Origin of the sequence: Bacteroides sp., from assembly GCF_052357945.1 — a bacterium.
In the GTDB taxonomy this organism is placed as follows: Bacteria; Bacteroidota; Bacteroidia; order Bacteroidales; family Bacteroidaceae; genus Bacteroides.
In genome coordinates, this window is sequence record NZ_DAWCXD010000010.1 from 26,742 (window position 1) to 50,515 (window position 23,774).

Sequence of the window (23,774 nt, forward strand, 5' to 3'; positions counted from 1 at the left end):
ATTATGGCGCGGTCAATGTCACCACTATTGGCAGATTATCACCATTCGTATTGGTTAGTGTGAGTGTAGCCGTATCACCGGACACAGCATCGGCTCTAAAGTAGAAGTAAACCACATCACCACTCACGCCACTTGTTTCGAGCATTGTCTCACTGTTAAGCAGAATTTTATCCGGATCCTGTATCTGGGTTATCTTCCACTCCCACGTTCCCGGATTGCCCGAAGTAAAGACAAGCTTGCGACGTTGTATATTTCCGGTTCCACCATCGCTGCCGTCCAATTCTACGTTCGAGGTCAACCACTCTCCGTCTTCTTTCCACTGGCTCAACAGTACATGATGTCGCAGATTACCGGCATTGATATAAAAGCCTGTTTCCCGCTTAGTTCCGGTTCCGGAGTTAAATCCGGGCATCACAACCCGGATATTATAGGTATATACACCTCCCGAAAAGGATGTCTCGGCCATATTAACCGTTGCCCACGTATCCATAGTACTCTTGTTTAATGACGCACCCGGCAGATAGCCCGTATTCGGATTGGCATCATAATTCGTTTTCGCTTCTATATTGACAGTGACACCATCACCAGCCGTCTGTACCTTGGTCTGCGATAACTTGAGATAATATTGTTTGTCGAAAATCACATTCACCGGGCTTTCCGTCCATTCAAGCGGCGTGGCTGAAAGCTGATAGGTTTCGTTGGATATCGTAAGATTGTAGTTGATGTACTCGCCCGACTCCCAAGAGTGCGGGTTCTTGGCGATAATATCACTGAACAGGAATTCCCGGTCGCCAAAGTTGGTGGTGACAACGATTTTGGCGGTTGCGGAGAAAGCGTCGGTCGGCAGCATGAGGAATGTATCACCCATCAAGGTGGCATCTTCGGTCACCGTTTTGTTACTGGTGAGAGTAGAAGCAACCTTTCCGGTGGCGACATCGCTCCAGACAAACTTCGGTTTACTGTTTTTCGTCGTGGCGGTTGGAATTTCAGCCACGGCAAGTTTACCGCTTTTTCCCACATTCTGGAATTCTATTTTCTCGATAGTCACCTCATCCGGTACAGGAGCTACTTTCTTGAATGTAAAAGTAACCTTGGTCAATGTGTGGTAGAAGTGTATATTCACACCTTCAACCCATACAGGACCCGATATAGCCGCCAGTACATCGACATGATTGGCGGCGGATGCATTCGCTGTATAATTCAGCACCATTTCTCCGGGATCAGTGAAACTCGCAGTAGGCACATTCGCATCACTGTACGGATACCAGGAGAAGAACTTCATGCTCGCATTCAACAATCCGGGCCAATATTGCAATGGCGAGATGGTGGCTGTCAGGTCGGCGTTAACCGTGGCACTTGCATTGAAGTATGGTTGGGGAACGGAAGCATTGGGAGTCAGTGAGCCGTAAAGACCGAAAGTCTCTTCTTTCAGATCGGTATTCGAAGAGATTACCGCACCACGAGTGTAGACATAGCCACCTTCTCCGATACGTTGCACAACAATTAATTCCTTATCGCACGTCATCTCTTCTCTGACACACGAAAAGAGGACAGCCGAAAGGACAGCCATTGTCATAATCATTCTAATATTATTTATAGTCTTTATCATCTTACTTCTTTTCCGAAATTAAAAACAATCAGCGAAAGATATTACAAGCCCATATCCAGATCAATGTCTTGTCTTTCACCCCAATCTTCCACGCTTATCATCAGTATCTGAATACCTATTTTTCCGACGCGTGCCGTTACCTGATACACGTTGTTCCGACGGATCTCGGTAAAAGGTTGCGCTGTCGGACTGCCTGTGCCGTCAACCTTCGTTACGGTTTCAATTACTTTCTCGGTTATTCCGGTGACGTCCGAAGGCCCTTTCGGGACATTAGCCATACTGATAGACAGTCGGTCGGAATAATCCGACTTGAATAGGCGTTCGGCCGTGTAGAACGAGCAAAGCAACTTCCGGTTTTCAGCTCCGGAGGCCGATGAATATGCCCAGGTTTCTGTAGTCGCAGCCGTCCAGCTATGCGTTAACAAATTGCTTTCCGACACGTCTTCCTTCACTTTTCCGTAGTTTTTTGAAGAGTCGGCGTTATCACGTGTGCCGTTGTCCACGTTTCCCATCACGAAATAACTATCGTGGGAGAAATTGTGCAAGGTGACACTGGTGCTTCCGGCAGTATATCCGGTCACCGCCCCGCCGTCTATAGCTTCAATAAAGACATCTACCCGGGCTACGGCACGTTCGATAACCATTTGCACTGTTTTGGTTTCATCCGGTGCTATGGATATATCCCGGATCACTCCTGTCATAGGCATTCCGGTCGTCGAAATGATCTGCCCGTCATTATTCAGTATGCTGGAGATATCGTAAATCATCTCTTGCAACGTCAAAAGATTGGCTATACCGTCAAGTTTGCTTGTGAGACTCTGCGGTTCGTTGGCAATCACTACGACCAGAATATCATTACTGAAAGTCACTTTGAGAAGTTGCGCATCTATATCAGTAGCTGTCTCCGGAGTACTCAACAGGATGTGTTCATTCACATCCAGCCTCACGCCACCGGGCGTGCTGCCGAATACGATAAACCGCATGGAGTTTATCTTCTCCTGTTGTTCCACATCCCCATTGTTCACCAAGTCGATGCTAAGTTGCGCCCGGGTAGTATGGGCAGGCAACTCATAAGCCACATCAGCTTCTCTACTACATGAGAACAAAAGGATGGTGGATGCCAGACAAATGATATGTAATAGCTTTTTTCTCATTCTTAAACTTCCATCCCGTGGAGCCAATAAATCCAGGTCCCCACGACAATACCAATCTGAAGGAATCCTCCTCCGTTTTTTTCAACAACTGTAAATATCAGGTTCCATTCACTCTGCCTGTCAAGATATTCCTGAAAGGGAAGTTCCGTCCCGTCGTAACGGAAAACCGGTCGGGCAATGCTCAATAGTGTCATCAGATTGTAGCTCCAGACTTCGGCTTCGGTATCCGCATCCCTTATAATAAACTTATAATCCCATCCGCTCCTGTTGAGCAAACGCATCGTATTCAGGCGTGCGGACATAACCACGTCGGATATTTCACCCGGACCTATATAGTAAGGCACATAAGTAACCGGTCCTTGTCCTGCGGGTTCGTTTTCCCAAGAATAAACCGCATTTTCCGATGCCTGAATTTCAAATGTATACTGTGTGCCATCCACTTTATTTTCCTCATGTCCCATTAACGCAAGATTAAACCGATTGGTGTCACGTATCAGGTTTACCGGATAAATTTTATGGTTGGTATTGGATGGCAGGTGGTCCACTTCCACAACTTCTCCGAAGTAAAGATGCTGAAACTCGAAATTAACAACATCTGTCTCCCGTTTCAGCGATACAATGACCTGTTGGAGGGTGGTTGTTCCCGGCACCAGTTTATTACCTGTATTGTCCGAAAGCCGGAATCTGTCAGACAGACTTCCGACGGTCAGTACTTTATAACTTCCGAAATCGAGCTCGTCGGTCAACGACATCCGGTTTCCACCAACCAGCGCAGCACCCCCGGCACTTTTGGTGAAAAGCAATTTATCATCGCTGTCGAACACAAGTACATCCACCGATTTAACCTGCGGATTAAATGCATCCGCATATTCCATATTGTAGTCGAATACAAATTCCAACCAAAGTTCGCACCGTGGCAAGTCTTCGCGTATACTGTCGCACGAAGCCATACATAGCATCGAAGCAACGATAAGGAACAGCGATTTAGTTTTTCCGCACATATCTTTTTCTTTTAGGGGCAACCCTATCGGTTTGCCATTTTATATTGTCAGAGATCTCCATTTAGTGACCTCCGGTTATTTCCTCTTTTTGGGGAGCGCTTTGCATTTCATTACATCTCGGATGCGCCGGTATATTTCAGTGCTGTTTTTGGGAAGCCTGTCACCGGCTTGTTTTTACTTTTTTCGGCGGTCTGTTCCGCACGGAATATCTATTAAAAAAAAGTACAGGGCAGGCAGTCCGCACTGCCCTGTTTTTCTTTGAAAGCAAAGAGTTTATTTAGATTTCGAAATTTGTAGTCCAGTATATCCACGGAGCAACTTTAATCTCAAAATGGAGATAAGCACCTTTCTTATCGATATCTTCTTCTTCATCCGGATCTTCGGGACCACCACCAGGATACCACGGTGTACCGTTACCATTCACCTTTGTCAGCGTAAGCGTATAATAGTTATTACGTACTACACCGTATTTTCCATACTCCATGTAAGAATTGGCTGCATTATCATGACGAATCTCATAGTAGTAATAGTTGAGACTCTTTGGATACCAATAGATGCAACCTTCTTCTTTGCACAGTTCACCGCCATTCTTAATATTGTTGGCATCAATAATAGTCTGCGTAAGAAGAGCAAAACTACCTGGATCATTGGTGGTAAGTTCAGATTTTATCTGGTTATAGAATAGTTCGCATGCCGTAACCAAGAGTTTCTCCTGAGCGGTCATAGGATCCGAGTTTGTTTCTTTAAGTTTGGCAGGTGTATAAGCAGCCAGCAAGTCGGCAAAACTCTTGAAATTTACAGAGTTAGTTCCGTTAGGAAGACGATACCAGTCATCTCCTAAAGTAAATTCACCGGACTTCCAAGGTGCATATTGTCCCTTAAGTACCAGACGTGTAGCCGCACCGAACTTCTGATATCCTGCGGCCATCGTATTCTCGATACAGTATTTGTAATTATCACCCGCAGTCGCACTTTCAGTAACCCATTCTACCTTAGGTTCGCGAGTAGTAACTTCGAGTGTATTCTTAACAATGCCTGTAAGATATTCACTTCCACCTGCAGTCGTAAAGTTCGGGTCAACTGTATAGAAGTTACTTTTGTAGAATCCGGTAGTATGAGACGACTCTGTGGTAGTCTTCTTTGCAAAAGGAAAGAACAGTGAGTTGTAGTAGTCTATAGTCCAATTTCCAAAATCAAACTGTCCAAGACTTGCATTTGTTACATCTTCAAAAGGGCCGACTTCTAATGAACCGCCAATCATAACCTCCAATTTTGCAGCAAGGCGTTCTATCTCAAGAGTAGCCGGATTACTTTTCGCTGCATTCTGAGCTTGCGCTTCCGATTTATAGTCGCTGACCAAAACAATCTTGTCCGATACATCGAGCAGACATTCATCTTCCCATGCATGATTGGCTGGATCTGAATCGGAATCATCGTAGAATCCGACATTAATCATTGCACAACCATTGGAGTGTACAACCTCCTCTACCAGATAAGCATTGTTGGGCTTAGAATTGTTCGTAGGAACTGTAATCATTGCATTGATGGTAGCATAGGTTGCAACCGCTGAAAGATTATCCAAGCGATCCTTTAATTCGAAACCCGGATTGGCAATAACAAGCAAATACTTAGTATTCGGGTCCACTTTAACCGGAGTATTCGGAGTCGTAACTCCACTATTTGTTCCGAAAGAACTTGATCCCAATACCGTAGCATACTTAGTTGCATTTTCATCCTTAGTCACTACCTTACTCGAATTGAACGTAATCAAATAGAGCTCATTAATCGCGCTTTCCGCAGGCAAAGCCGGCTGTTCCGTAGAACCTGGAGCACGTGAACCAGGCACTTTTGGATTAGTCAGACTAATTGATATGTAGGCTACATCATAACCTGCTCCCCCTTCAACCTCTGGATTTTCCTCCAGATTCTCATTTGAACAACTTGCCAATGCCACAACGGCCAGCAACGAAACTAAAATTGATTTAATCTTTAGCATAATACAAAAAATTATTAGAATTAATACATATATAATTTCCCACTTAATCAGTAAGTTTTACTTACTATTCTTTCTCATTTCGGCAGCATTAGCCTTCTTCTTGACTAATTCTTCCAGATTGCCCCTAGCTGCATCCAGACCTGACTGCTCTGCAACCTTCAAATACTTCTTCGATAATTCATAATCTCCCTTCATTAACATTAATATTCCCATAGCATTATTATATTCCGGCAAATTCTTATTCGAATTCACCATGCCCAGATAACGTTCAGCCAAAACCAAGTCATTGCGTGATAAAGCGGCAGTAGCAGCATTTATATTTGCAATTTCACTCTGCGGATACATCCGGACAGCCGTTTCGAACACATCAATAAATTCTTTTGAGCCTGTTGGATAGGTATTAGCTACCAAGAACATTTCATTCAAGCTCAAATTCTGCGGGCGCGTCTTGATAATCTCTTTCGCTTCCTCCACACTGAAATTCCTCACTTCGTAATTCACTTTACAGATAGCCACACGCAGACTTGGAAAAATATACTTCAACAAGTACCGGTAAGGCGTTCCTCCGTGAAGTTGCATCAGTTTTGTTTCTCTTCCTTTTTCAATAGGTATGTCCCGGATAATATCCAGCACTTCGTCTTTATATTCCAATTCGAATGTTTCAAGCGCCTTCTCCAGTCCGTCCCAGTTTTCACCTCCAAAGACAATGTAGTATTGGTTTCTCGGAAAATCGTATCCGTATGCCAGATAATCCCGAAGCGCCATGGCACGTCCTTCAGACAGACGTTTGTTTGCTACCAATGTTCCTTCCGGAGAAGCATAACCGATAATATCCAGACGGTTCACTTTCACATTCGAATCGGACTTCAGTTCATCGATCATCTTGCGGATTTTAGCCAGTTCCTGAGGATTATTCATGTATCCGGGACGAATATTGACTTTATTCACCTCGAAATCCAGAAAACATTCCGCTTGAATATCCCGTTGTTTGATTTCTTCCGCTTTCGGTTGCAGATAAGCAAACTGAAGAGCCACTACGTAAGGCGTCCATACACGTTCCAACGTCACTTTGCCAAATTCCTCTATGTTCATCAATGCCGTTTCGCCGCAACCACATTCGTCACGCTGCACGTCCAGACGCGCATCCTTCATCCATGATTCGAACGGAACCAGATATTGATACCGAATCGTGTCATTTCTTAATTTTCCAGCTTTTTCCACTATATATGGCTTCTCGTAGTTTCTTTTCTCTTTGGCGCTCATCAACGCAAGCTCTCGCTCATACGCCAGATACTCGTCACGACCTTTAATAGAAACTTTCGGAAGATTCTGAGTGCGTCCGGGAGTCACCAGCCGCGGAATAAAATCCATTCCCCGGGCAGATTTCACTTTCACATTATTCAAAACAAAATCTATATCGACATGAATAAAATCACCTTTCTGTTCCAACCGCACCGGATTCACAGTAATGCCACCTTCGTAAGAGCGAGACTGAGCCATAGCTGTGTTTATATTCAGGCTGCAAACCACCAACATACACACAAGGAAACCTATTTTTCTTATTATCATACTCCTTATTATTTAATTACATAAATAAGTGACACACTTGCTTTAGTAGGGCCAAAATAGTTTTTGCTGCTTTCCTTTAGTCTCGTACCACAAGTAGCGCAAGGATACTTGTCATATACAATGTGCACATATCCCACTCCAACAGACGTTTCTATACTCCAGCGTTTTTTCAGAATCCACGAATATCCTACGGAAAAGCCACCACCATAAAAATATCCCTGATAACGTGTATGCTGCATATTGTCACTGATAAAAGACCAGTCGGGCCATCCTCCTACATTGAAATCGGCATAATGTCCATGCATTCCGACAAACATACGCCGAAAACTCTCGCAAAACCAGTAACGGACTTCGGGTTGTATTCCCCAATGACGGAGACGTTTGCCGTCGGAAAGTTTCCACGGATTATAATTGACCGGAATGTCCAGCGTCCATTTACGCACCAGTCCGATCTCCAGCCCCAGATTCATGGTAGTAGTAGCGTCATACAGCAGATTGCTTTTCAGCGCAACCTTCTGGGCATGACCCTCGGAAATAGCACATCCGAGCATGAATAATATGAGTATAGCAACTTTCTTCATTTATATCACATTTACTGTTGTTTATTGCCCTAATTGAGTAACATCTATTTTTATGCGTTGCACATTACTGATGCCCGTTTTAACGGAAGACACCATTGTTGTGAGATGTACGATTCCATTTCTGGAATCCGCCTCTATATTGGGCAATACCTTAATATATATCTTACCATCTTCAACGATAATGCGTTCTTCCCCTGTATGTTCCTCCGGCATTACGGAAGAATATAGGCGGATCCAATTTTTAGCACTTTCATCCACTTCGCCCGTAAGGCAGAAATAATTGATTTCATACACCTCCGAATTTGAATTTTCAGTAGGCATGAACTGAAGCATACTTCCTGTAGCAGGAACAGCTTTCTTTTGTCTAATATGAATTTCTTTTTCCAAATTTCCTGTTTTTAATGTTATATACACATTATCTATCACCTATTCCTCTTTGTCCTTCTTCATACCACATCAGCCAGTCAGAGCCCCCAACTGTTACCGGTGTTATCACCAGACCAATGGAAGTGACTATTGGTATCTTGTAATAAGAGTCTTGATTGTTGTAAGTCCCTTGAATGTTCGAACAGGTGTTGTTCAGAGGGCCGGACTCATACATAATATAATTCACAAGGATAGTTTCTTGAGTGTCACTATAAGATAGAGAGCCAAGCAAAGGATTGCTCAACGGTTTAGTCAACAACCCGGCATATATATCCGCACAAGTTGTCACCTCCGGCGTTAATTGGATGAGAATGCCAGTCACATTCAACTCCTGCACACACCCCACCACAGATAATAAAAAAGTCAAATTCAAAAAACTGGTTGTAAGTCTCGTTATTTCTCTCATTAATTCTCTAATGTACTTTCTTCTACTTCTCTTCTCTCTCTCTTATTTCTCTTTTTGCTTTTCTCTCAGGACAATATTTTTTGTCCAAATCTCATATTGCAAATTTCGGAATATTAAAGGAGATACAAAATTGTATTCATTTCTGTTACAGAGAATCAATTCAGAATAAAGGGGCTAATTATGCAGGTAGCAAGCAAGGAGATTACGAAATTCACAACAAAAATATTCAATATCCTTATTTCTTTCGATATGCGAACATTTTAAAATTTTCAAGTTTCTCTCATAAAAACTTGGGTAATGGAAAGGAGTTATAGTTTTTCGTGTCATTTAGATACAATTTAGGCACAAATTAGACAAAAGACATAGCTATTTTATACCACAAAATAGACTAATAACTTGTATAATTTGTGCCTAAATGACAAAATATTCAATTTCTGTATATATATAGCTATCAGATTATAAGGTTTTGCGCTCTGTTTCAGTAGGAGCAACCTCATCAGGAATACTGAATTCACGATTAGCAAACAGATCAGCAAGTCCTGAAATTTGTTTCAGGCGCAACAATTCATCACGGTCCATACCAATATTTTTCATTATCCATTGATCGGACATACCAGCCTTGTCAAGCTCCGCAACAATGTTGCACATCAATTCAATGTTATGCATTCCACGCGCACGGTTGTGCCGGATTGTCGAACTCATACGGTTAGACAGGTCTTTGTCTATCACTACAATTGGCAACAAGCCGTTTTCACGCTTATAGATTCGTTGGGAAGTTTTTAATACCGTATAGCGATGGTAACCATCCACCAGGATATAACGATCTTCATCTTTATCGTAGTAACATACACATGGCATCGTAAAGCCATCTTCCCAAATAGAAAGTTCCAGCAACTTCATTTCAGGCGGTGCAACGACATTCGGATTATAATCGTTCGCATATACTTTTTCTACAGGTACCGCTTTTACCTCGTAAACAGGGCTTTTATCTACACTCATGATACAATGATTCTATATTGTTCCATAATTTGACTTCTCTTACTCATCTCCTCCTTTGTGGGCGAGAATCCCATATATTTGCAGGCATGATCATTCTTAAGAATACAAACACACATCCGCTTATACGTAGGTATTTCTTTGAACTCCGGAATGTCGATATCATCCTGATATTCCATACGTACCGGTTTTTTCAGCGTTTTGTAGTTACTATTATCCATAACGATAATCGGTACTTTTGCATCAATCAGCTTTTGGATGGTGGCATCACTCAGGCATCCGCCTTTCGTCCGCCAGAAATTCACACTCACCGAAAGTTTCCGGAGATAGTTTTTCCTCGCCCGTTCCGGCAAAGTGGACAGCAAGAAATACATAAACTCGCGCCATGTATATCCTTCGGGAAGTTTCACCGACTGCCATCCCATCGCGTGAGTACCACCATACATACCGGTAAAGTTCACACCATTCACCCTTCCGACCATTTTACCCCAGGTATTGGGATCAAGCACCCGGTAAAGCTGCAAGCTTTCTTGCGCTTCATTAATAAAAGGACTCGCTACACGCTGACGCTCCAGATTGACTCCGGCACGATAGTAAAGGTCATATAAGGTATTATAATCCCACTGGAATTTCCCATTAGCCGTCCATACATCCGTAGTCTTCCAGTCGTAAATAGGATAGGCATTATAAATATCATTCCCTACCTTGGAAGTCCATTTGTATTTATGATACATCTGGAATTTGCGGCTCATATAGATACATCTCCACCGATTGAAACTTTCCTGTGTACGGATTCCGATCAGACAACAAGTGCGCACTGCGTCATTTTTATTATGTATCCATTGCGCAAAACGCATCTGGAATTCATAATCCCACATGGTTGTATTATAAAAAGGAAAATCATCTTTGGTCATTGCCTTTTTAGGCATGGAACGAACCCATATATTCTTTTTATTATCTTCCCAGGGACGCCAAAAGGATTGATACATCGAGGTGCAGGTAGCCACACGGAAAGGAATACATACCCGGTACACATCCAGAATATCCTTGTTAGCTTCCAGCATCCGGTCTACATAATCGATGGTCATTTTATACTGGATTTCATAATCCATGTGAAAAACTCCCAAACGTACCTTCAGGTTATTCTTCCGGATATAATCGATACACATATTCAGCAGTACCCCGCTGTCTTTACCTCCGGAGAATGACACATATATATTATCAAATTCATTAAATATAACTTTCAGTCGTTCTTGTGCTAATTCATATACATTCTTTGTGCCTGCTATTTTCTTTTTCGCCATAAGTTATCTATACATTTTTACATACCGTGTCCATTTCTTGTCCATCGATACAAATTCAAACTTTTCAAATGTTTCTTTATCTTGTACCAGTGTGACCGAATTAAGCAACCAACTCTCAGGCCCGAATTCCGCAATAACGGCAGGCAACAAATGCGACAGGATTTCCTCCCGTCTGGCGTCTTCTGCCTTTACATAATAATTATTGATTACAGCTTTCTTCCGGCTTTTCTGTTCCACCGGCACGAAGCCCACCACTTCTTTATCTTCAATCGCAATAAACCACACATACTCTTCGCCCGTCTTGAAAGGGTAATTATTGTTTGCGCGTATCACTTCGGGATCCATCACCATCGGCGTCACAAGCCGATATAAATGTTTGTCTTTTCCTTTTAATCGTATTATCTGTATCATATCATTCAAAAATGGACACACAAAAATAAGGAAAAAATATCAAATTCGTCATTTCTGTTCCTAAAACATTTGTTTTTCATGTTATTATCTCTATATTTCGATATTTTTGAAATCACCCGTCCGTCATACCTCTCTCACGTTTAAAGTAAGTCAGTATGGTGGCAAAGCTTAGATATTCCCGCCCGGGAGTATGCGACCGGCTTTGAAATTGATAACGGGCAAAGATGACTTCACATGCCAGTTTATATTTAAAATGCAGCTTTAAGCGGTGCTGTAAAAACTCAAACACCCGACAGAGATATGCAAACACGTCTCCTACTTTGTCATTGGGAATCACTCGTGGCTCACGATGCGTATCCGATATGTGTTCCATTTCACTAAGAACATATTCCAGCTGCTCTATTTCCTCGCTAGTGTGCATTGTACATTTCATTTGTTCTATTTTCTCTTCCTGACGAATGTACTGTTCACGCTTTCGTTGTAAACGATCTTTTATGACCTCTATTCCTTTTGACATTATAAAATTTAGTTATATATAAACGGTTTGACCTTACTGATTACTAACCAGAAAAAAATGCCATATAAAATCTAATTTCACATGCAAATATAGAGAAGATTGTTTAAATAATTAGATTTTTATTTAAAAATATTCATACTTATAACACATTTAAATTACCAGCATCATAAAATCGGTTTTTCCTTCCAATGAAACGAATCGTACTTTTGCGGAATATTTAAATATTTTAAACAATGGATAATCAATCTTTTGACTGGCTGCTTCATGGCTGCCATGCACTGTCCGAAGTGGCAGTAGCTTATTTTCCGAACTATCAGTATAATTGTTCAGCGGTGAAAGCGTTCCGTCGGATCATCAAAGAACATGCGGTATTACTGAACCAACTCACGGAAGCGGGATTCACCCCGCATACCACAACGCTCACTCCTCAGCAAATTGCGATTATTGTAAGGTTCTGGGGAACGCCTGCATTAGTATACGAAATGATAAAAAAGAATTCATATCTTGCTGTCCCGAAAATGGGGAAAAAGATATAATGTATTTTAATACATTCTTTTTTTCATTTATATATTAATGGATGAAGGGGTGGTCGAAGTGCTAATATAGGCATGCCGGCCTCCCCTTTTAACAGGGCGTTTGAGCAAGAGTAGAGGAAGGCAGACAGAGAGGTCCCAAAATATGGGCAATAATCAGGGGTATTGGACACATGAGCCAATATTAAAATATTTAGCCGTTCATAACCGTAAAATTGTACACCTCAACCAACCGGACTACCTGTCAAATAAGGCATTTATGAATGAATATGACTATTAGAAAAGAAAATGAGTGAGATAACAAACCCACAGGACGCCGAACTCGAAGAAGTCGTGCTCGGTGCCTGCCTACTGGAAAGCAAAGCTATTACACTGGTTGCCGGCATATTACGGCCGGAAGTATTTTACACTGAAACGAACCGTGAGATTTATGCTGCCTTGCAGGGTATGTACCATGCCGGGCAAGTAATTGATATCATGACCATAAAAGAAGAACTTGCCCGGCGTGGCAAGCTCGAATTTATAGGAGGGCTTTATACAAATTGAATAACCGATATGCCATCTTTATGCCCAAACAAGTTACTCGACAAACTTCTTGGTTGCCAATATTGGAATAGCACTCATGATGCTCTATCAATCAAGTATTTACGACAGTCCGTCACTTTAAACAAAAATCGTCAATTAAAAAGTTAGACAAAATTTGGTCAAATATTCCTTTTTATTAATTAAAAAGGCTACAGTTTCACAAACTAATATTGGATTTCAGTCTCTTTTCCATATATTTGCGCCCGCATTTTTATTATTGAACCAACCTCCTTATTCAATTTATCAAACTAGATAAAACAAATGGAAAATATAAACGCAGTAATTACAGGAGTCGGAGGATATGTACCCGATTATATCTTGACTAATGATGAGATTTCAAAAATGGTAGATACCACCGATGAATGGATTATGGGGCGTATTGGTATTAAGGAAAGGCGTATTCTGAAAGATGAAGGACTGGGAACTTCTTACATAGCTCGTAAAGCTGTCAAACAACTGATAAAACGCACCCATACAAATCCGGATGATATTGATCTGGTAATTGTAGCTACAACAACTCCTGATTACCGCCTTCCTTCCACTGCTTCTATTTTATGTGAGAGACTGGAACTGAAAAGAGCTTTTGCTTTCGACATACAGGCCGTTTGCAGTGGTTTTTTATATGCATTGGAGACAGGAGCTAACTTTATCCGTTCCGGAAATTACAAGAAAGTGGTGGTTGTAGGTGCTGAAAAGATGTCGTCAATAATAAACTATACCGATCGGGCAACTTGTCCTATTTTCGGCGATGGCGGAGCAGCCGTCATGCTTGAACCTACTACTGAAGATTTGGGTATTATGGATGCTGTGTTAAGGACAGATGGTAAAGGATTACCTTTTTTACATATTAAAGCCGGTGGTTCCGTATGCACCCCTTCTTATTATTCATTGGATAATCAAATGCACTACATCTATCAGGAAGGACGCACTGTATTCAAATACGCGGTATCTAACATGGCAGATGCCTGTGAATCTATTATTGCAAGAAACCATCTAAGCAAAGACAATATCGACTGGGTGATTCCCCATCAAGCTAATCAACGCATTATCACTGCTGTAACACAACGTTTGGAAGTTCCCGCCGAAAAGGTCATGGTTAATATTGAACGATACGGCAATACTAGTGCAGGCACTCTCCCACTCTGCCTTTGGGATTTTGAAGATAAACTCAAAAAAGGAGATAACCTAATTCTCACTGCATTCGGAGCAGGATTTGCCTGGGGAGCTATTTATATAAAATGGGGATATGATGGAAAAAACAGATAGCGATTAATCGCTATCTTCCAAATAAAAAATCCTCTGATTTACTAGAAACCAGAGGATTTTTTGTTTGGAAAGTGCGGTGCGTACGGGACTCGAACCCGTGACCCCATGCGTGACAGGCATGTATTCTAACCAACTGAACTAACGCACCAAAATATTCACTAAAGCATCTCTCTCGATTGCGGATGCAAAGGTAGATATTTTTTTGAAACCTGCAATAGCTTCAGTATCTTTTTTCTGAAAAAGTGGGTTTATTAAGAATTATCGTGTACATTTGCAGCTACTAATAAAATAGAAAATAGAATGAAAAATACACCAATTGAACGACATCTGATTGATGAAACTATAAATGAGTTTCAAATTGTCGATTTTTCAAAAGCTACCATTCGGGAAGTGAAAGCTATTGCTTCGAAAGCAGAAGCTGCATCGGGAGTTGAATTTATTAAAATGGAAATGGGTGTTCCGGGACTTCCTCCTTCCGCAGTAGGTGTGAAAGCAGAAATTGAAGCGTTACAAAATGGTATTGCCAGCCTATACCCCGATATCAATGGATTGCCGGAACTGAAAAAAGAAGCGTCCAACTTTATCAAAGCATTTATTAATGTAGATTTAAATCCGGAGGGATGCGTACCTGTCACCGGCTCTATGCAAGGCACATTCGCTTCCTTCCTTACTTGCAGTCAATGCGACGAAAAGAAAGATACGATTTTATTCATCGATCCCGGATTCCCGGTACAGAAACAGCAGTTGGTAGTAATGGGACAAAAGTTCGAAACGTTTGATGTATATGACTACCGCGGAGACAAACTGAAAGAGAAACTGGAAAGCTATCTGAAAAAAGGAAATATATCAGCTATCATTTATTCGAATCCCAATAACCCCAGTTGGATTTGCCTGAAAGAGGAAGAATTGCGGATTATTGGTGAATTGGCAACGCAGTATGATGTGATCGTTTTGGAAGACTTGGCTTATTTCGCCATGGACTTCCGTCAGGATTTGAGTAAACCATACCAACCTCCTTTCCAGCCATCAGTTGCCCATTATACAGATAATTATGTATTGCTGATTTCCGGTTCGAAAGCATTCAGCTACGCCGGACAGCGTATTGGCGTAAGCTGTATCTCGGATAAATTATACCACCGAAGCTATCCGGGACTGACCAAACGATATGGCGGCGGTACCTTTGGAACTGTTTTCATTCATCGTGTACTTTATGCACTTTCATCAGGAACGAGTCATTCCGCACAATTCGCCATGGCTGCCATGCTGAAAGCTGCCAACGAAGGACAATATAACTTCCTCAACGAAGTGAAGATCTATGGTGAAAGAGCACAAAAATTAAAAGAAATCTTCCTCCGTCACGGTTTCCACCTGGTATATGACAACGACTTGGGCGACCCGATTGCGGACGGATTCTATTTTACCATCGGTTATCCGGGAATGACCAGCGGCGAACTGGCCAAAGAACTGATGTACTACGGAGTGAGCGCTATCTCTTTGGTTACAACAGGAAGCCATCAGGAAGGATTGCGCGCGTGTACCTCTTTTATTAAAGATCATCAGTATGCGCAACTGGATGAAAGAATGAAACTATTTGCTGAAAATCATCCGATGGCCTGATTATTTGACATGAGATATTCATAAAAGCCATTCTTAAAATGAAAAAAAACGGAAAGAACGATTGTTATTCCGTTTTTTTTCTTACTTTAGTGGCATGAATATTGACTCTGACATATTTAAGATTCAATCGAATAATGTGTTACCATCAAGAGGAAAGATTTTAATATCTGAACCTTTTCTGCGTGACGCAACGTTTGGCAGATCCGTAATTTTACTGGTCGATCATACGGACGAAGGAAGTATGGGATTGGTTATCAACAAACAACTGCCATTATTCCTGAACGATATCATCATGGAATTTAAATATCTGGACGAGATTCCTCTATACAAGGGTGGACCGATTGCCACTGATACTTTATTTTACCTCCATACACTATCAGACATCCCCGGCTCTATCTCTATCAGCAAAGGACTTTATCTGAATGGAGATTTTGATGAAATAAAGAAATATATATTACAAGGAAATAAAATCAGCGAATGTATCCGTTTCTTCCTGGGATATTCCGGATGGGACAGCGAACAGTTGAGCAATGAAATCAGAGAAAACACATGGTTGGTGTCTGAAGAAGAGAAATCATATCTGATGAAAAACAATATCAAGGATATGTGGCGGACTGCTTTAGAGAAGCTAGGCAGCAAGTACGAAACGTGGTCACGTTTCCCGCAAGTGCCTACTCTCAACTAATATTTTATTTCTTAGGATTCAAACATTGGAGAAGCAACGCATCTTTGTAGCAGCCCTCCACTTGCAGCCAGTTTTTCAATAATCCACATTGAACGAAGCCACAAGACATGAACAGCTTTACACAAACGTCATTATCTGTCGTGACATGTGCATAAAGCTGACTTAAAGACAGAAAATCAAAAGCATATTCACAAAGCAGCTTCAATGCGTCGGTGGCATAACCTTGCTGGCGATAATCCTTATGCACGGCAATTCCAACTTCTCCCCGCGAATGAAGGGGAACGAAATCCGTAATATCAATCGTACCAAGTATACACTGGTCGGATTTGCGTACCATCATCAGACGTAATTGCTTATCCGCAAACACATCACACTGCGAACCTTCAATATATTGGCGCAACACATAACGGGAGTATGGAACCGTAAAGTTACTGATGTCCCACATCGAAGGATCATTTTCCATCTCATACATTATATCCATATCTTCCGGTTCTACCGCACGAAGATAGATACGCTCGTTCATCAAGAAAGACTGTCTCATAGCTTTTCTTCTTTTGCAATGTGAAGTTCGTTACGCAATCTCTTCTCGCTGGGCAGACAGAAAAGTGACGCCGTGAGGCCAATCAGCATACAGAGGTTACCCGTACTGCTCAACGTCAGGTAGTAACACAAAAGGTTCACCACAATAGCTACTTCAAGAACTCCCAAGCACACAATGTTCCATTGTACATACCGCTTCAAGGCAAGCGCGATAGTCATGTGATCTATCTTTTTCTTAAGCACCAAGCTAAATAATTTGAGAGAAAGAGGCACACACAAAGCAGTGAGCAAAATGCCGACCGTCTCAAAATAATAGGTAGCTGATGCGTTATCTACCAAACCTCCTACGGGAAAAAGTTCAAATTCTCCTGCCCCAAGCAAAAATGCCGGGAGCACCCAAAAGAAAACATAACTGATATTCAAATTTCTGACAGCTCGTTTTATCTGTTCTTCCATGTTCGTTCTTAAATGATTAATAATGTTTATACAGTTCCGGTAAAAAGCGTCCGGTTCACAATACTGCGTCCTAAAGTTACTTCATCGGCATATTCAAGTTCATCACCAACCGATATGCCACGGGCTATCACACTTAGTTTAACCCCCAATTTATCTAGCTTGCGATAGATATAGAAATTGGTAGTATCCCCCTCCATCGTAGTGCTCAATGCCAGAATAACTTCTTTGATTCCACCTTCAGCCACCCGCTGCACTAGGCTTTCAATTTGAAGGTCACTCGGTCCGACTCCGTCCATTGGAGAAATAACCCCACCCAAAACGTGATAAAGCCCGCGATACTGCTGGGTTGCTTCCACCGCCATTACATCACGGATATTTTCCACCACACAGACAGTGGAAACATCCCGTTGCGGATTAGCGCAAATCTGGCAAGTTTCAGTATCGGATATATTATGACACACTTTGCAGTATTTCACCTCACGTTTCAACGTTATAATAGAATTTCCGAAAGCTTCCACCGTAGCCGTATCCTGACGGAGCAGATGCAGAACAAGCCTCATAGCCGTCTTACGCCCGATACCCGGAAGTTTGGAAAATTCGCCGACTGCCTTTTCAAGCAGTATAGAAGGATATTGTTGGTTCATAGATAATATTTGCTGTTCTATCGATAAAACCTTGCAAAGATACAGATTATTGTTTTTAATACCTACAAAAATTGCTACCTTTGCATCTGTTATGATGATACTAGTCACTATTCTTTGCTACTTCGCGGTATTATTACTAATAGCCCGTATCACCGGACGTAAGGGCGGATCGAATGCAGCGTTCTTCAAGGGAGAGAACCAATCACCTTGGTACATAGTCTCTTTTGGAATGATTGGCGCCTCTATCTCCGGAGTCACTTTCGTCTCTGTACCGGGAATGGTGCGCGGAATGGATATGACGTATATGCAAACGGTAGTCGGATTTTTCTTCGGATACATGGCCGTAGCCCATATCTTACTTCCTTTATATTATAAATTGAATCTGACAAGTATCTACGGATATCTCGGCACCCGCATCGGGGTGCGTGCCTATCGCACCGGTTCCTTTTTCTTTCTGTTGTCACGCATGTTGGGAACCGCAGCCAAACTTTATCTGGTATGCCTCATTCTCCATACGTATGTATTTCAGGAAATGCACGTTCCTTTTTGGCTGATTGCTGTCGGTTCGGTTGCATTGGTATGGATATATACTCATAAAAGCGGAATAAAGACCATAGTGTGGACAGATACCTTACAAACATTTTGCCTGATTGCCGCTCTGATTTTTATCATCTATTTTACGATCCAAAGATTAGACCTTAACTTCAGCGGCATTGTGCAAACAATCCAAAACAGCGAACATAGCCGTATTTTTGTATTTGACGACTGGGTATCCCGACAAAACTTCTTCAAACAATTCTTCAGCGGTATCTTCATCGTCATCGTAATGACCGGACTGGATCAGGATATGATGCAAAAGAATCTTTCTTGCCGGAACCTTCGGGAAGCACAAAAAAACATGTATTGCTACGGTTTCTCATTCATTCCGCTAAATTTTCTTTTTCTATGTTTGGGAATTCTATTGATAGCACTAGCGGGACAAATGCAACTCGAACTGCCAGCCATGAATGATGATATACTGCCCATGTTTGCAGCCCAAGGTTATCTAGGACAATCCGTATTGGTACTTTTTACAATCGGTATTATCGCAGCAGCTTTCAGCAACTCGGATTCCGCCCTGACAGCCATGACAACCAGCGTATGTGTAGACCTGCTAAATACAGAAAAAGACACAGAAGAAACGGCACGTCGCAAAAGAGGCAAAGTGCATTTATCGTTATCAGTCTTATTGGCATTCTTCATCTGCCTGGTAGAAATACTCAATAATAAGAGCGTTATTGACGCCATATATATCATCGCCTCCTACACATACGGCCCCCTGCTCGGAATGTTTGCTTTCGGACTATTTACACATAGGCAAACGAACGACCGGTGGGTTCCTCTCATAGCCATCCTTTCACCACTGTTCTGCTATCTTGCCGACTGGTGGATTGGAAAAGAAACCGGATATAAATTCGGTTATGAATTGCTAATGTTAAATGGAACGCTTACCTTTGCAGGGTTAATGTGTATGTCCAAAAAAGAGAAAACGCTGAAAGTGCCATAAAAACAGGTACTCCAGAGTTTATAATAAATAATGGCAGAGTTTATTATAAACTGCGCAATAGTTTATTATAAACGATGAGCGAGTTTATTATAAACGATTTTATAAAGAAATAAATGACAAGAAAATGGAAATAACAAGTGCTGAATTTGTGATTAGCAATACGGACGTGAAGAAATGCCCGGCCGGTATTTTCCCGGAATATGCCTTTATAGGCCGTTCGAATGTGGGAAAATCGAGTCTTATCAATATGTTGACCAGCCGTAAAGGTCTGGCCATGACCTCTTCTACTCCGGGAAAAACGATGTTAATCAACCACTTCCTTATCAATAAGAATTGGTATCTCGTTGACCTTCCGGGATATGGCTACGCCCGACGCGGACAAAAAGGGAAAGACCAGATACGCACCATAATCGAAGATTATATCTTGGAACGGGAGCAAATGACCAACCTCTTTGTCCTGATAGACAGCCGGCTGGAACCTCAAAAAATAGACCTCGAGTTTATGGAATGGCTGGGCGAGAACGGTATCCCCTTCTCTATCATCTTTACCAAAGCCGACAAGCTAAAAGGTGGACGTTTAAAAATGAATATCAATGCCTATTTACGTGAGTTGGGCAAACAATGGGAAGAGCTCCCTCCTCACTTCGTATCTTCCTCGGAAGACCGCACAGGACGTATTGATATACTCAACTACATAGAAAACATAAACAAGGATCTCAATGTTAAATGAAAGAAGAATGAAAATGAAAAAGAGTTTTTTATCTATTGCCTTTATGGCAGTATTTATGCTGATGGCGACTAACAGCCAGGCGCAATCATGGTCCGACTTATTTAATAAGGACAACATTTCAAAAGTAGTAAATGCCATCACCGGAACCACCGAATCTATCGACATGACCGGAACATGGAACTACAAAGGTTCGGCCGTAGAGTTCGAATCGGATAACTTACTAATGAAAGCGGGCGGAGCTACCGCAGCCACTATGGCTGAAAATAAGCTGAACGAACAATTAAGCAAAATAGGTATCAAAGACGGCCAAATGAGTTTCACCTTCAATGCCGACAGTACTTTCGTCAATACGGTGGGCAAGAAAACATTGAAAGGCACTTACTCCTACAATGCTTCAACCAAACAAGTTGATTTGAAGTACTTGAAACTTCTGAATCTGCACGCTAAAGTAAATTGCAGTTCCAGTTCACTGGAGTTACTGTTCAACTCGGACAAACTGTTGAAACTAATGGCTTTCATCGGTAGCAAAAGTAGCAGTACCGCACTGAAAACAGTTAGTTCACTAGCCGAAAATTACGATGGAATGATGCTCGGATTCCAACTCTCAAAATAGCAAAAGAGAATCGTTTAATACTATTTCGCACTCCATAAAGTATATTTTAGGGGAAAAGCATTATCTTTGTCGTTTGTAATCAAAAAGAGAAGGAAAAATGAAAAAGATACTTTTTTTAATGACCCTGTTAGTAATGGGCGTAAGCTTTGCATTTGCGCAAACAAATGCAGATATCAAGTTTGACAAAACAACTCACGATTTCGGTAAGTTTTCTGAAAACAGCCCGGTTGTCAGTTGCACATTTACCTTTACTAATATCGGCGATGCCCCTCTGGTGATCCATCAGGCTGTAGCCTCTTGCGGATGTACAGTACCCGAATATACAAAGGAGCCCATCATGCCGGGCAAAAAAGGAACAATCAAGGTGACTTATAACGGAACAGGCAAATATCCGGGACATTTCAAAAAATCAATCACCTTGCGTACCAACGCCAAAACAGAGATGGTAAGATTGTATATCGAAGGCGATATGACAGCAAAAGATGCAAAGTAGGAAAAAATAGACTATTACATAAAGGAGAATCTTTCGGTTCTCCTTTTTTTTTGTTTACTTTGAGGACGGAAATGTAAATTAACACATTAGCAAATTATAAAAACTATGAAACAAGAAGAAGACAAATTCACCGGGTTACCCGAGAATGCGTTCAGAGAGTTGAAACCCGGGGAAGTGTACAACCCGTTGATGGGTCCCTCTAAAAATTATCCGGAAGTTAATATCTGGTCAGTAGCATGGGGTATTGCCATGGCAATCCTTTTTTCGGCCGCCGCAGCCTATCTGGGGTTGAAGGTCGGACAGGTATTTGAAGCAGCTATTCCGATTGCGATCATTGCCGTAGGAGTCTCCGGAGCTGCCAAAAGAAAAAATGCGTTGGGAGAAAATGTGATTATCCAGTCTATCGGAGCTTGTTCCGGAGTAATCGTTGCCGGAGCGATCTTCACCCTCCCCGCTCTTTATATTCTCCAAGCTAAATATCCCGAGATGACGGTTACTTTCATGCAGGTATTCATCAGCTCTTTATTGGGTGGCGTATTGGGTATTCTATTCCTGATTCCTTTCCGTAAATACTTCGTCAGTGACATGCATGGAAAATATCCTTTCCCGGAAGCAACAGCCACTACACAGGTGTTGATCTCCGGCGAAAAAGGCGGCAGTCAGGCCAAACCGTTATTGATGGCAGGTATGATCGGCGGATTATATGACTTCATCGTAGCGACATTCGGATGGTGGAACGAGAATTTTACTACCCGTGTTTGCAGTGCCGGAGAAATGCTGGCAGAAAAGGCGAAATTGGTATTCAAAGTAAACACCGGTGCCGCTGTGCTTGGTTTGGGATATATCGTCGGACTGAAATATGCTTCCATCATTTGTGCCGGTTCATTGGCTGTGTGGTGGATTATCATTCCGGGAATGTCTGCTATCTGGGGTGACAGTGTACTGAATGCATGGAATCCGGAAGTTACCTCTACCGTAGGTATGATGAGCCCGGAAGAAATATTCAAATATTATGCCAAGAGCATCGGTATCGGCGGTATCGCTATGGCAGGTGTGATCGGTATTATCCGTTCCTGGAGCATCATCAAGAGCGCTGTCGGACTGGCAGCCAAAGAGATGGGCGGTAAAGGGAATGTAGAGAAGAGCATTATCCGTACCCAACGGGATCTTTCTATGAAGATTATCGCCATCGGTTCCATCATCACACTGATATTAATCGTATTATTCTTCTATCTTGATGTCATGCAAGGGAATCTGTTGCATACATTGGTAGCCATTGTTCTGGTTGCCGGGATCTCTTTCCTGTTCACCACAGTAGCAGCTAATGCCATTGCGATTGTTGGTACTAATCCGGTTTCGGGAATGACATTGATGACACTGATATTGGCTTCCGTAGTGATGGTAGCTGTCGGACTGAAAGGTCCTTCGGGCATGGTTGCCGCATTGGTAATGGGTGGCGTAGTATGTACCGCGCTGTCGATGGCAGGAGGTTTTATCACCGACTTGAAGATTGGTTACTGGCTCGGAAGTACGCCTGCCAAACAGGAAACATGGAAGTTCTTGGGAACAATCGTATCGGCTGCAACAGTAGGCGGTGTAATGATTATCCTGAATAAGACATACGGATTTACAAGTGGCGCACTGGCTGCTCCACAAGCAAATGCGATGGCGGCCGTTATCGAACCGCTGATGAGTGGTGTAGGTGCACCCTGGTTGTTATATGGCATTGGTGCTGTCTTAGCAATTATTCTGACTCTTTGTAAAATTCCTGCATTAGCTTTCGCATTGGGTATGTTTATTCCATTGGAACTGAATGTGCCGCTGGTAGTGGGTGGAGCAGTGAATTGGTTTGTTACAACACGTAGCAAAGATGCATCTCTGAATACGGAAAGAGGTGAAAAAGGAACCTTACTGGCATCCGGTTTCATTGCCGGAGGTGCATTGATGGGAGTAATCAGTGCCGCGATGCGCTTTGGTGGAATCAACCTGGTTAATGAAACATGGTTGAACAATACTTGGTCAGAAGTGTTGGCATTAGGAGCGTATGCCTTATTGATTCTTTACTTTATAAAGGCTTCAATGAAAGTTAAATAAAT

24 protein-coding genes, 1 tRNA gene and 1 pseudogene are annotated in these 23,774 nt (G+C 42.1%); 10 read left to right on the top strand and 16 right to left on the bottom strand.

Annotated elements, in window-relative coordinates; genetic code table 11:
- Position 1: 1 nt before the first annotated feature.
- The 12 genes from ACT8YW_RS04270 to ACT8YW_RS04325 all read right to left on the bottom strand — a co-directional run bounded on the left by ACT8YW_RS04270 (position 2) and on the right by ACT8YW_RS04325 (position 11,970).
- The gene (locus tag ACT8YW_RS04270; RefSeq protein WP_444104116.1) at positions 2-1,609 is read right to left on the bottom strand and encodes a fimbrillin family protein; all 1,608 of its coding nucleotides are present in this window, start codon (positions 1,607-1,609) and stop codon (positions 2-4) included.
- A 41-nt stretch (positions 1,610-1,650) separates the two neighbouring features.
- Complete coding sequence (locus tag ACT8YW_RS04275; RefSeq protein WP_444104117.1) at positions 1,651-2,763, bottom strand: hypothetical protein; 1,113 nt, start codon at positions 2,761-2,763, stop codon at positions 1,651-1,653.
- A gap of 2 nt (positions 2,764-2,765) precedes the next feature.
- Positions 2,766-3,764 carry a FimB/Mfa2 family fimbrial subunit gene (locus ACT8YW_RS04280; RefSeq protein WP_444104118.1) on the bottom strand — a complete coding sequence of 333 codons (999 nt, stop codon included), beginning with the start codon at positions 3,762-3,764 and terminating at the stop codon, positions 2,766-2,768.
- Between the two features lie 277 nt (positions 3,765-4,041).
- On the bottom strand, positions 4,042-5,760 hold the full coding sequence (locus tag ACT8YW_RS04285) for an Mfa1 family fimbria major subunit (protein WP_074557252.1): 1,719 nt from the start codon (positions 5,758-5,760) through the stop codon (positions 4,042-4,044).
- 57 nt (positions 5,761-5,817) lie between these two features.
- Entirely contained in the window at positions 5,818-7,329 is a 1,512-nt protein-coding gene (locus tag ACT8YW_RS04290; protein WP_444104119.1) for a DUF3868 domain-containing protein, read from the bottom strand.
- Between the two features lie 8 nt (positions 7,330-7,337).
- Positions 7,338-7,910, bottom strand: a complete 573-nt coding sequence (locus tag ACT8YW_RS04295; protein ID WP_444104120.1) for a DUF3575 domain-containing protein — start codon at positions 7,908-7,910, stop codon at positions 7,338-7,340.
- Positions 7,911-7,931: 21 nt separating this feature from the next.
- Complete coding sequence (locus ACT8YW_RS04300) at positions 7,932-8,297, bottom strand: hypothetical protein (protein WP_074557281.1); 366 nt, start codon at positions 8,295-8,297, stop codon at positions 7,932-7,934.
- A gap of 28 nt (positions 8,298-8,325) precedes the next feature.
- On the bottom strand, positions 8,326-8,709 hold the full coding sequence (locus ACT8YW_RS04305) for a hypothetical protein (protein ID WP_254780802.1): 384 nt from the start codon (positions 8,707-8,709) through the stop codon (positions 8,326-8,328).
- A 489-nt stretch (positions 8,710-9,198) separates the two neighbouring features.
- Complete coding sequence (locus tag ACT8YW_RS04310) at positions 9,199-9,741, bottom strand: IbrB-like domain-containing protein (RefSeq protein ID WP_074557247.1); 543 nt, start codon at positions 9,739-9,741, stop codon at positions 9,199-9,201.
- Positions 9,738-11,042, bottom strand: coding sequence for a DUF3440 domain-containing protein (locus tag ACT8YW_RS04315; RefSeq protein WP_444104121.1), 1,305 nt, complete (start codon positions 11,040-11,042; stop codon positions 9,738-9,740). The genes ACT8YW_RS04310 and ACT8YW_RS04315 overlap by 4 nt, the downstream gene beginning before the upstream one ends.
- A gap of 3 nt (positions 11,043-11,045) precedes the next feature.
- Positions 11,046-11,453: a hypothetical protein gene (locus ACT8YW_RS04320; protein ID WP_444104122.1), complete on the bottom strand. Its 408-nt coding sequence runs from the start codon at positions 11,451-11,453 to the stop codon at positions 11,046-11,048.
- Positions 11,454-11,565: 112 nt separating this feature from the next.
- Positions 11,566-11,970, bottom strand: a complete 405-nt coding sequence (locus ACT8YW_RS04325; RefSeq protein ID WP_444104123.1) for a hypothetical protein — start codon at positions 11,968-11,970, stop codon at positions 11,566-11,568.
- 233 nt (positions 11,971-12,203) lie between these two features.
- On the opposite strand from ACT8YW_RS04325, the gene ACT8YW_RS04330 reads away from it, so the two are divergent.
- The 3 genes and pseudogenes from ACT8YW_RS04330 (at position 12,204) to ACT8YW_RS04340 (ending at position 14,354) form a co-directional block, all read left to right on the top strand.
- Complete coding sequence (locus ACT8YW_RS04330) at positions 12,204-12,506, top strand: DUF4248 domain-containing protein (RefSeq protein WP_055236512.1); 303 nt, start codon at positions 12,204-12,206, stop codon at positions 12,504-12,506.
- 285 nt (positions 12,507-12,791) lie between these two features.
- Positions 12,792-13,040, top strand: a pseudogene (locus ACT8YW_RS04335) (DnaB-like helicase N-terminal domain-containing protein); the annotation flags it as partial.
- Positions 13,041-13,349: 309 nt separating this feature from the next.
- On the top strand, positions 13,350-14,354 hold the full coding sequence (locus tag ACT8YW_RS04340) for a beta-ketoacyl-ACP synthase III (RefSeq protein ID WP_117683760.1): 1,005 nt from the start codon (positions 13,350-13,352) through the stop codon (positions 14,352-14,354).
- A 74-nt stretch (positions 14,355-14,428) separates the two neighbouring features.
- Here the strand turns inward: ACT8YW_RS04340 and ACT8YW_RS04345 are convergent.
- Positions 14,429-14,502 (bottom strand) — tRNA-Asp (locus tag ACT8YW_RS04345).
- Positions 14,503-14,654: 152 nt separating this feature from the next.
- On the opposite strand from ACT8YW_RS04345, the gene ACT8YW_RS04350 reads away from it, so the two are divergent.
- Together ACT8YW_RS04350 and ACT8YW_RS04355 are read left to right on the top strand one after the other, a co-directional pair.
- Entirely contained in the window at positions 14,655-15,971 is a 1,317-nt protein-coding gene (locus ACT8YW_RS04350; protein WP_444104124.1) for a pyridoxal phosphate-dependent aminotransferase, read from the top strand.
- A 94-nt stretch (positions 15,972-16,065) separates the two neighbouring features.
- Positions 16,066-16,656 (top strand): YqgE/AlgH family protein, encoded by a 591-nt coding sequence (locus ACT8YW_RS04355; protein WP_087321857.1) that lies wholly within the window; start codon positions 16,066-16,068, stop codon positions 16,654-16,656.
- A 4-nt stretch (positions 16,657-16,660) separates the two neighbouring features.
- Here the strand turns inward: ACT8YW_RS04355 and ACT8YW_RS04360 are convergent, their stop codons facing one another.
- Genes ACT8YW_RS04360 through recR form a run of 3 tightly spaced genes read right to left on the bottom strand, consistent with a single transcriptional unit; the run spans position 16,661 to position 18,296 of the window.
- Positions 16,661-17,197, bottom strand: coding sequence for a GNAT family N-acetyltransferase (locus tag ACT8YW_RS04360; protein WP_444104125.1), 537 nt, complete (start codon positions 17,195-17,197; stop codon positions 16,661-16,663).
- A complete protein-coding gene (locus tag ACT8YW_RS04365) occupies positions 17,194-17,652 on the bottom strand; it encodes a hypothetical protein (RefSeq protein WP_444104126.1) in 459 nt (152 codons plus the stop codon). The genes ACT8YW_RS04360 and ACT8YW_RS04365 overlap by 4 nt, the downstream gene beginning before the upstream one ends.
- A gap of 26 nt (positions 17,653-17,678) precedes the next feature.
- The gene (gene recR / locus ACT8YW_RS04370; RefSeq protein WP_008775856.1) at positions 17,679-18,296 is read right to left on the bottom strand and encodes a recombination mediator RecR; all 618 of its coding nucleotides are present in this window, start codon (positions 18,294-18,296) and stop codon (positions 17,679-17,681) included.
- 91 nt (positions 18,297-18,387) lie between these two features.
- On the opposite strand from recR, the gene ACT8YW_RS04375 reads away from it, so the two are divergent.
- From ACT8YW_RS04375 to ACT8YW_RS04395, 5 genes are all read left to right on the top strand, one after another.
- Entirely contained in the window at positions 18,388-19,842 is a 1,455-nt protein-coding gene (locus ACT8YW_RS04375) for a sodium:solute symporter (RefSeq protein WP_444104127.1), read from the top strand.
- 124 nt (positions 19,843-19,966) lie between these two features.
- Positions 19,967-20,572 carry a ribosome biogenesis GTP-binding protein YihA/YsxC gene (gene yihA / locus ACT8YW_RS04380; protein ID WP_004300422.1) on the top strand — a complete coding sequence of 202 codons (606 nt, stop codon included), beginning with the start codon at positions 19,967-19,969 and terminating at the stop codon, positions 20,570-20,572.
- Positions 20,562-21,185: a DUF4923 family protein gene (locus tag ACT8YW_RS04385; RefSeq protein WP_444104128.1), complete on the top strand. Its 624-nt coding sequence runs from the start codon at positions 20,562-20,564 to the stop codon at positions 21,183-21,185. The genes yihA and ACT8YW_RS04385 overlap by 11 nt, the downstream gene beginning before the upstream one ends.
- Before the next feature lie 97 nt (positions 21,186-21,282).
- Positions 21,283-21,678 carry a DUF1573 domain-containing protein gene (locus tag ACT8YW_RS04390; RefSeq protein ID WP_004300420.1) on the top strand — a complete coding sequence of 132 codons (396 nt, stop codon included), beginning with the start codon at positions 21,283-21,285 and terminating at the stop codon, positions 21,676-21,678.
- A gap of 105 nt (positions 21,679-21,783) precedes the next feature.
- Positions 21,784-23,772 carry an OPT family oligopeptide transporter gene (locus ACT8YW_RS04395; RefSeq protein ID WP_120143638.1) on the top strand — a complete coding sequence of 663 codons (1,989 nt, stop codon included), beginning with the start codon at positions 21,784-21,786 and terminating at the stop codon, positions 23,770-23,772.
- Positions 23,773-23,774 lie beyond the last annotated feature (2 nt).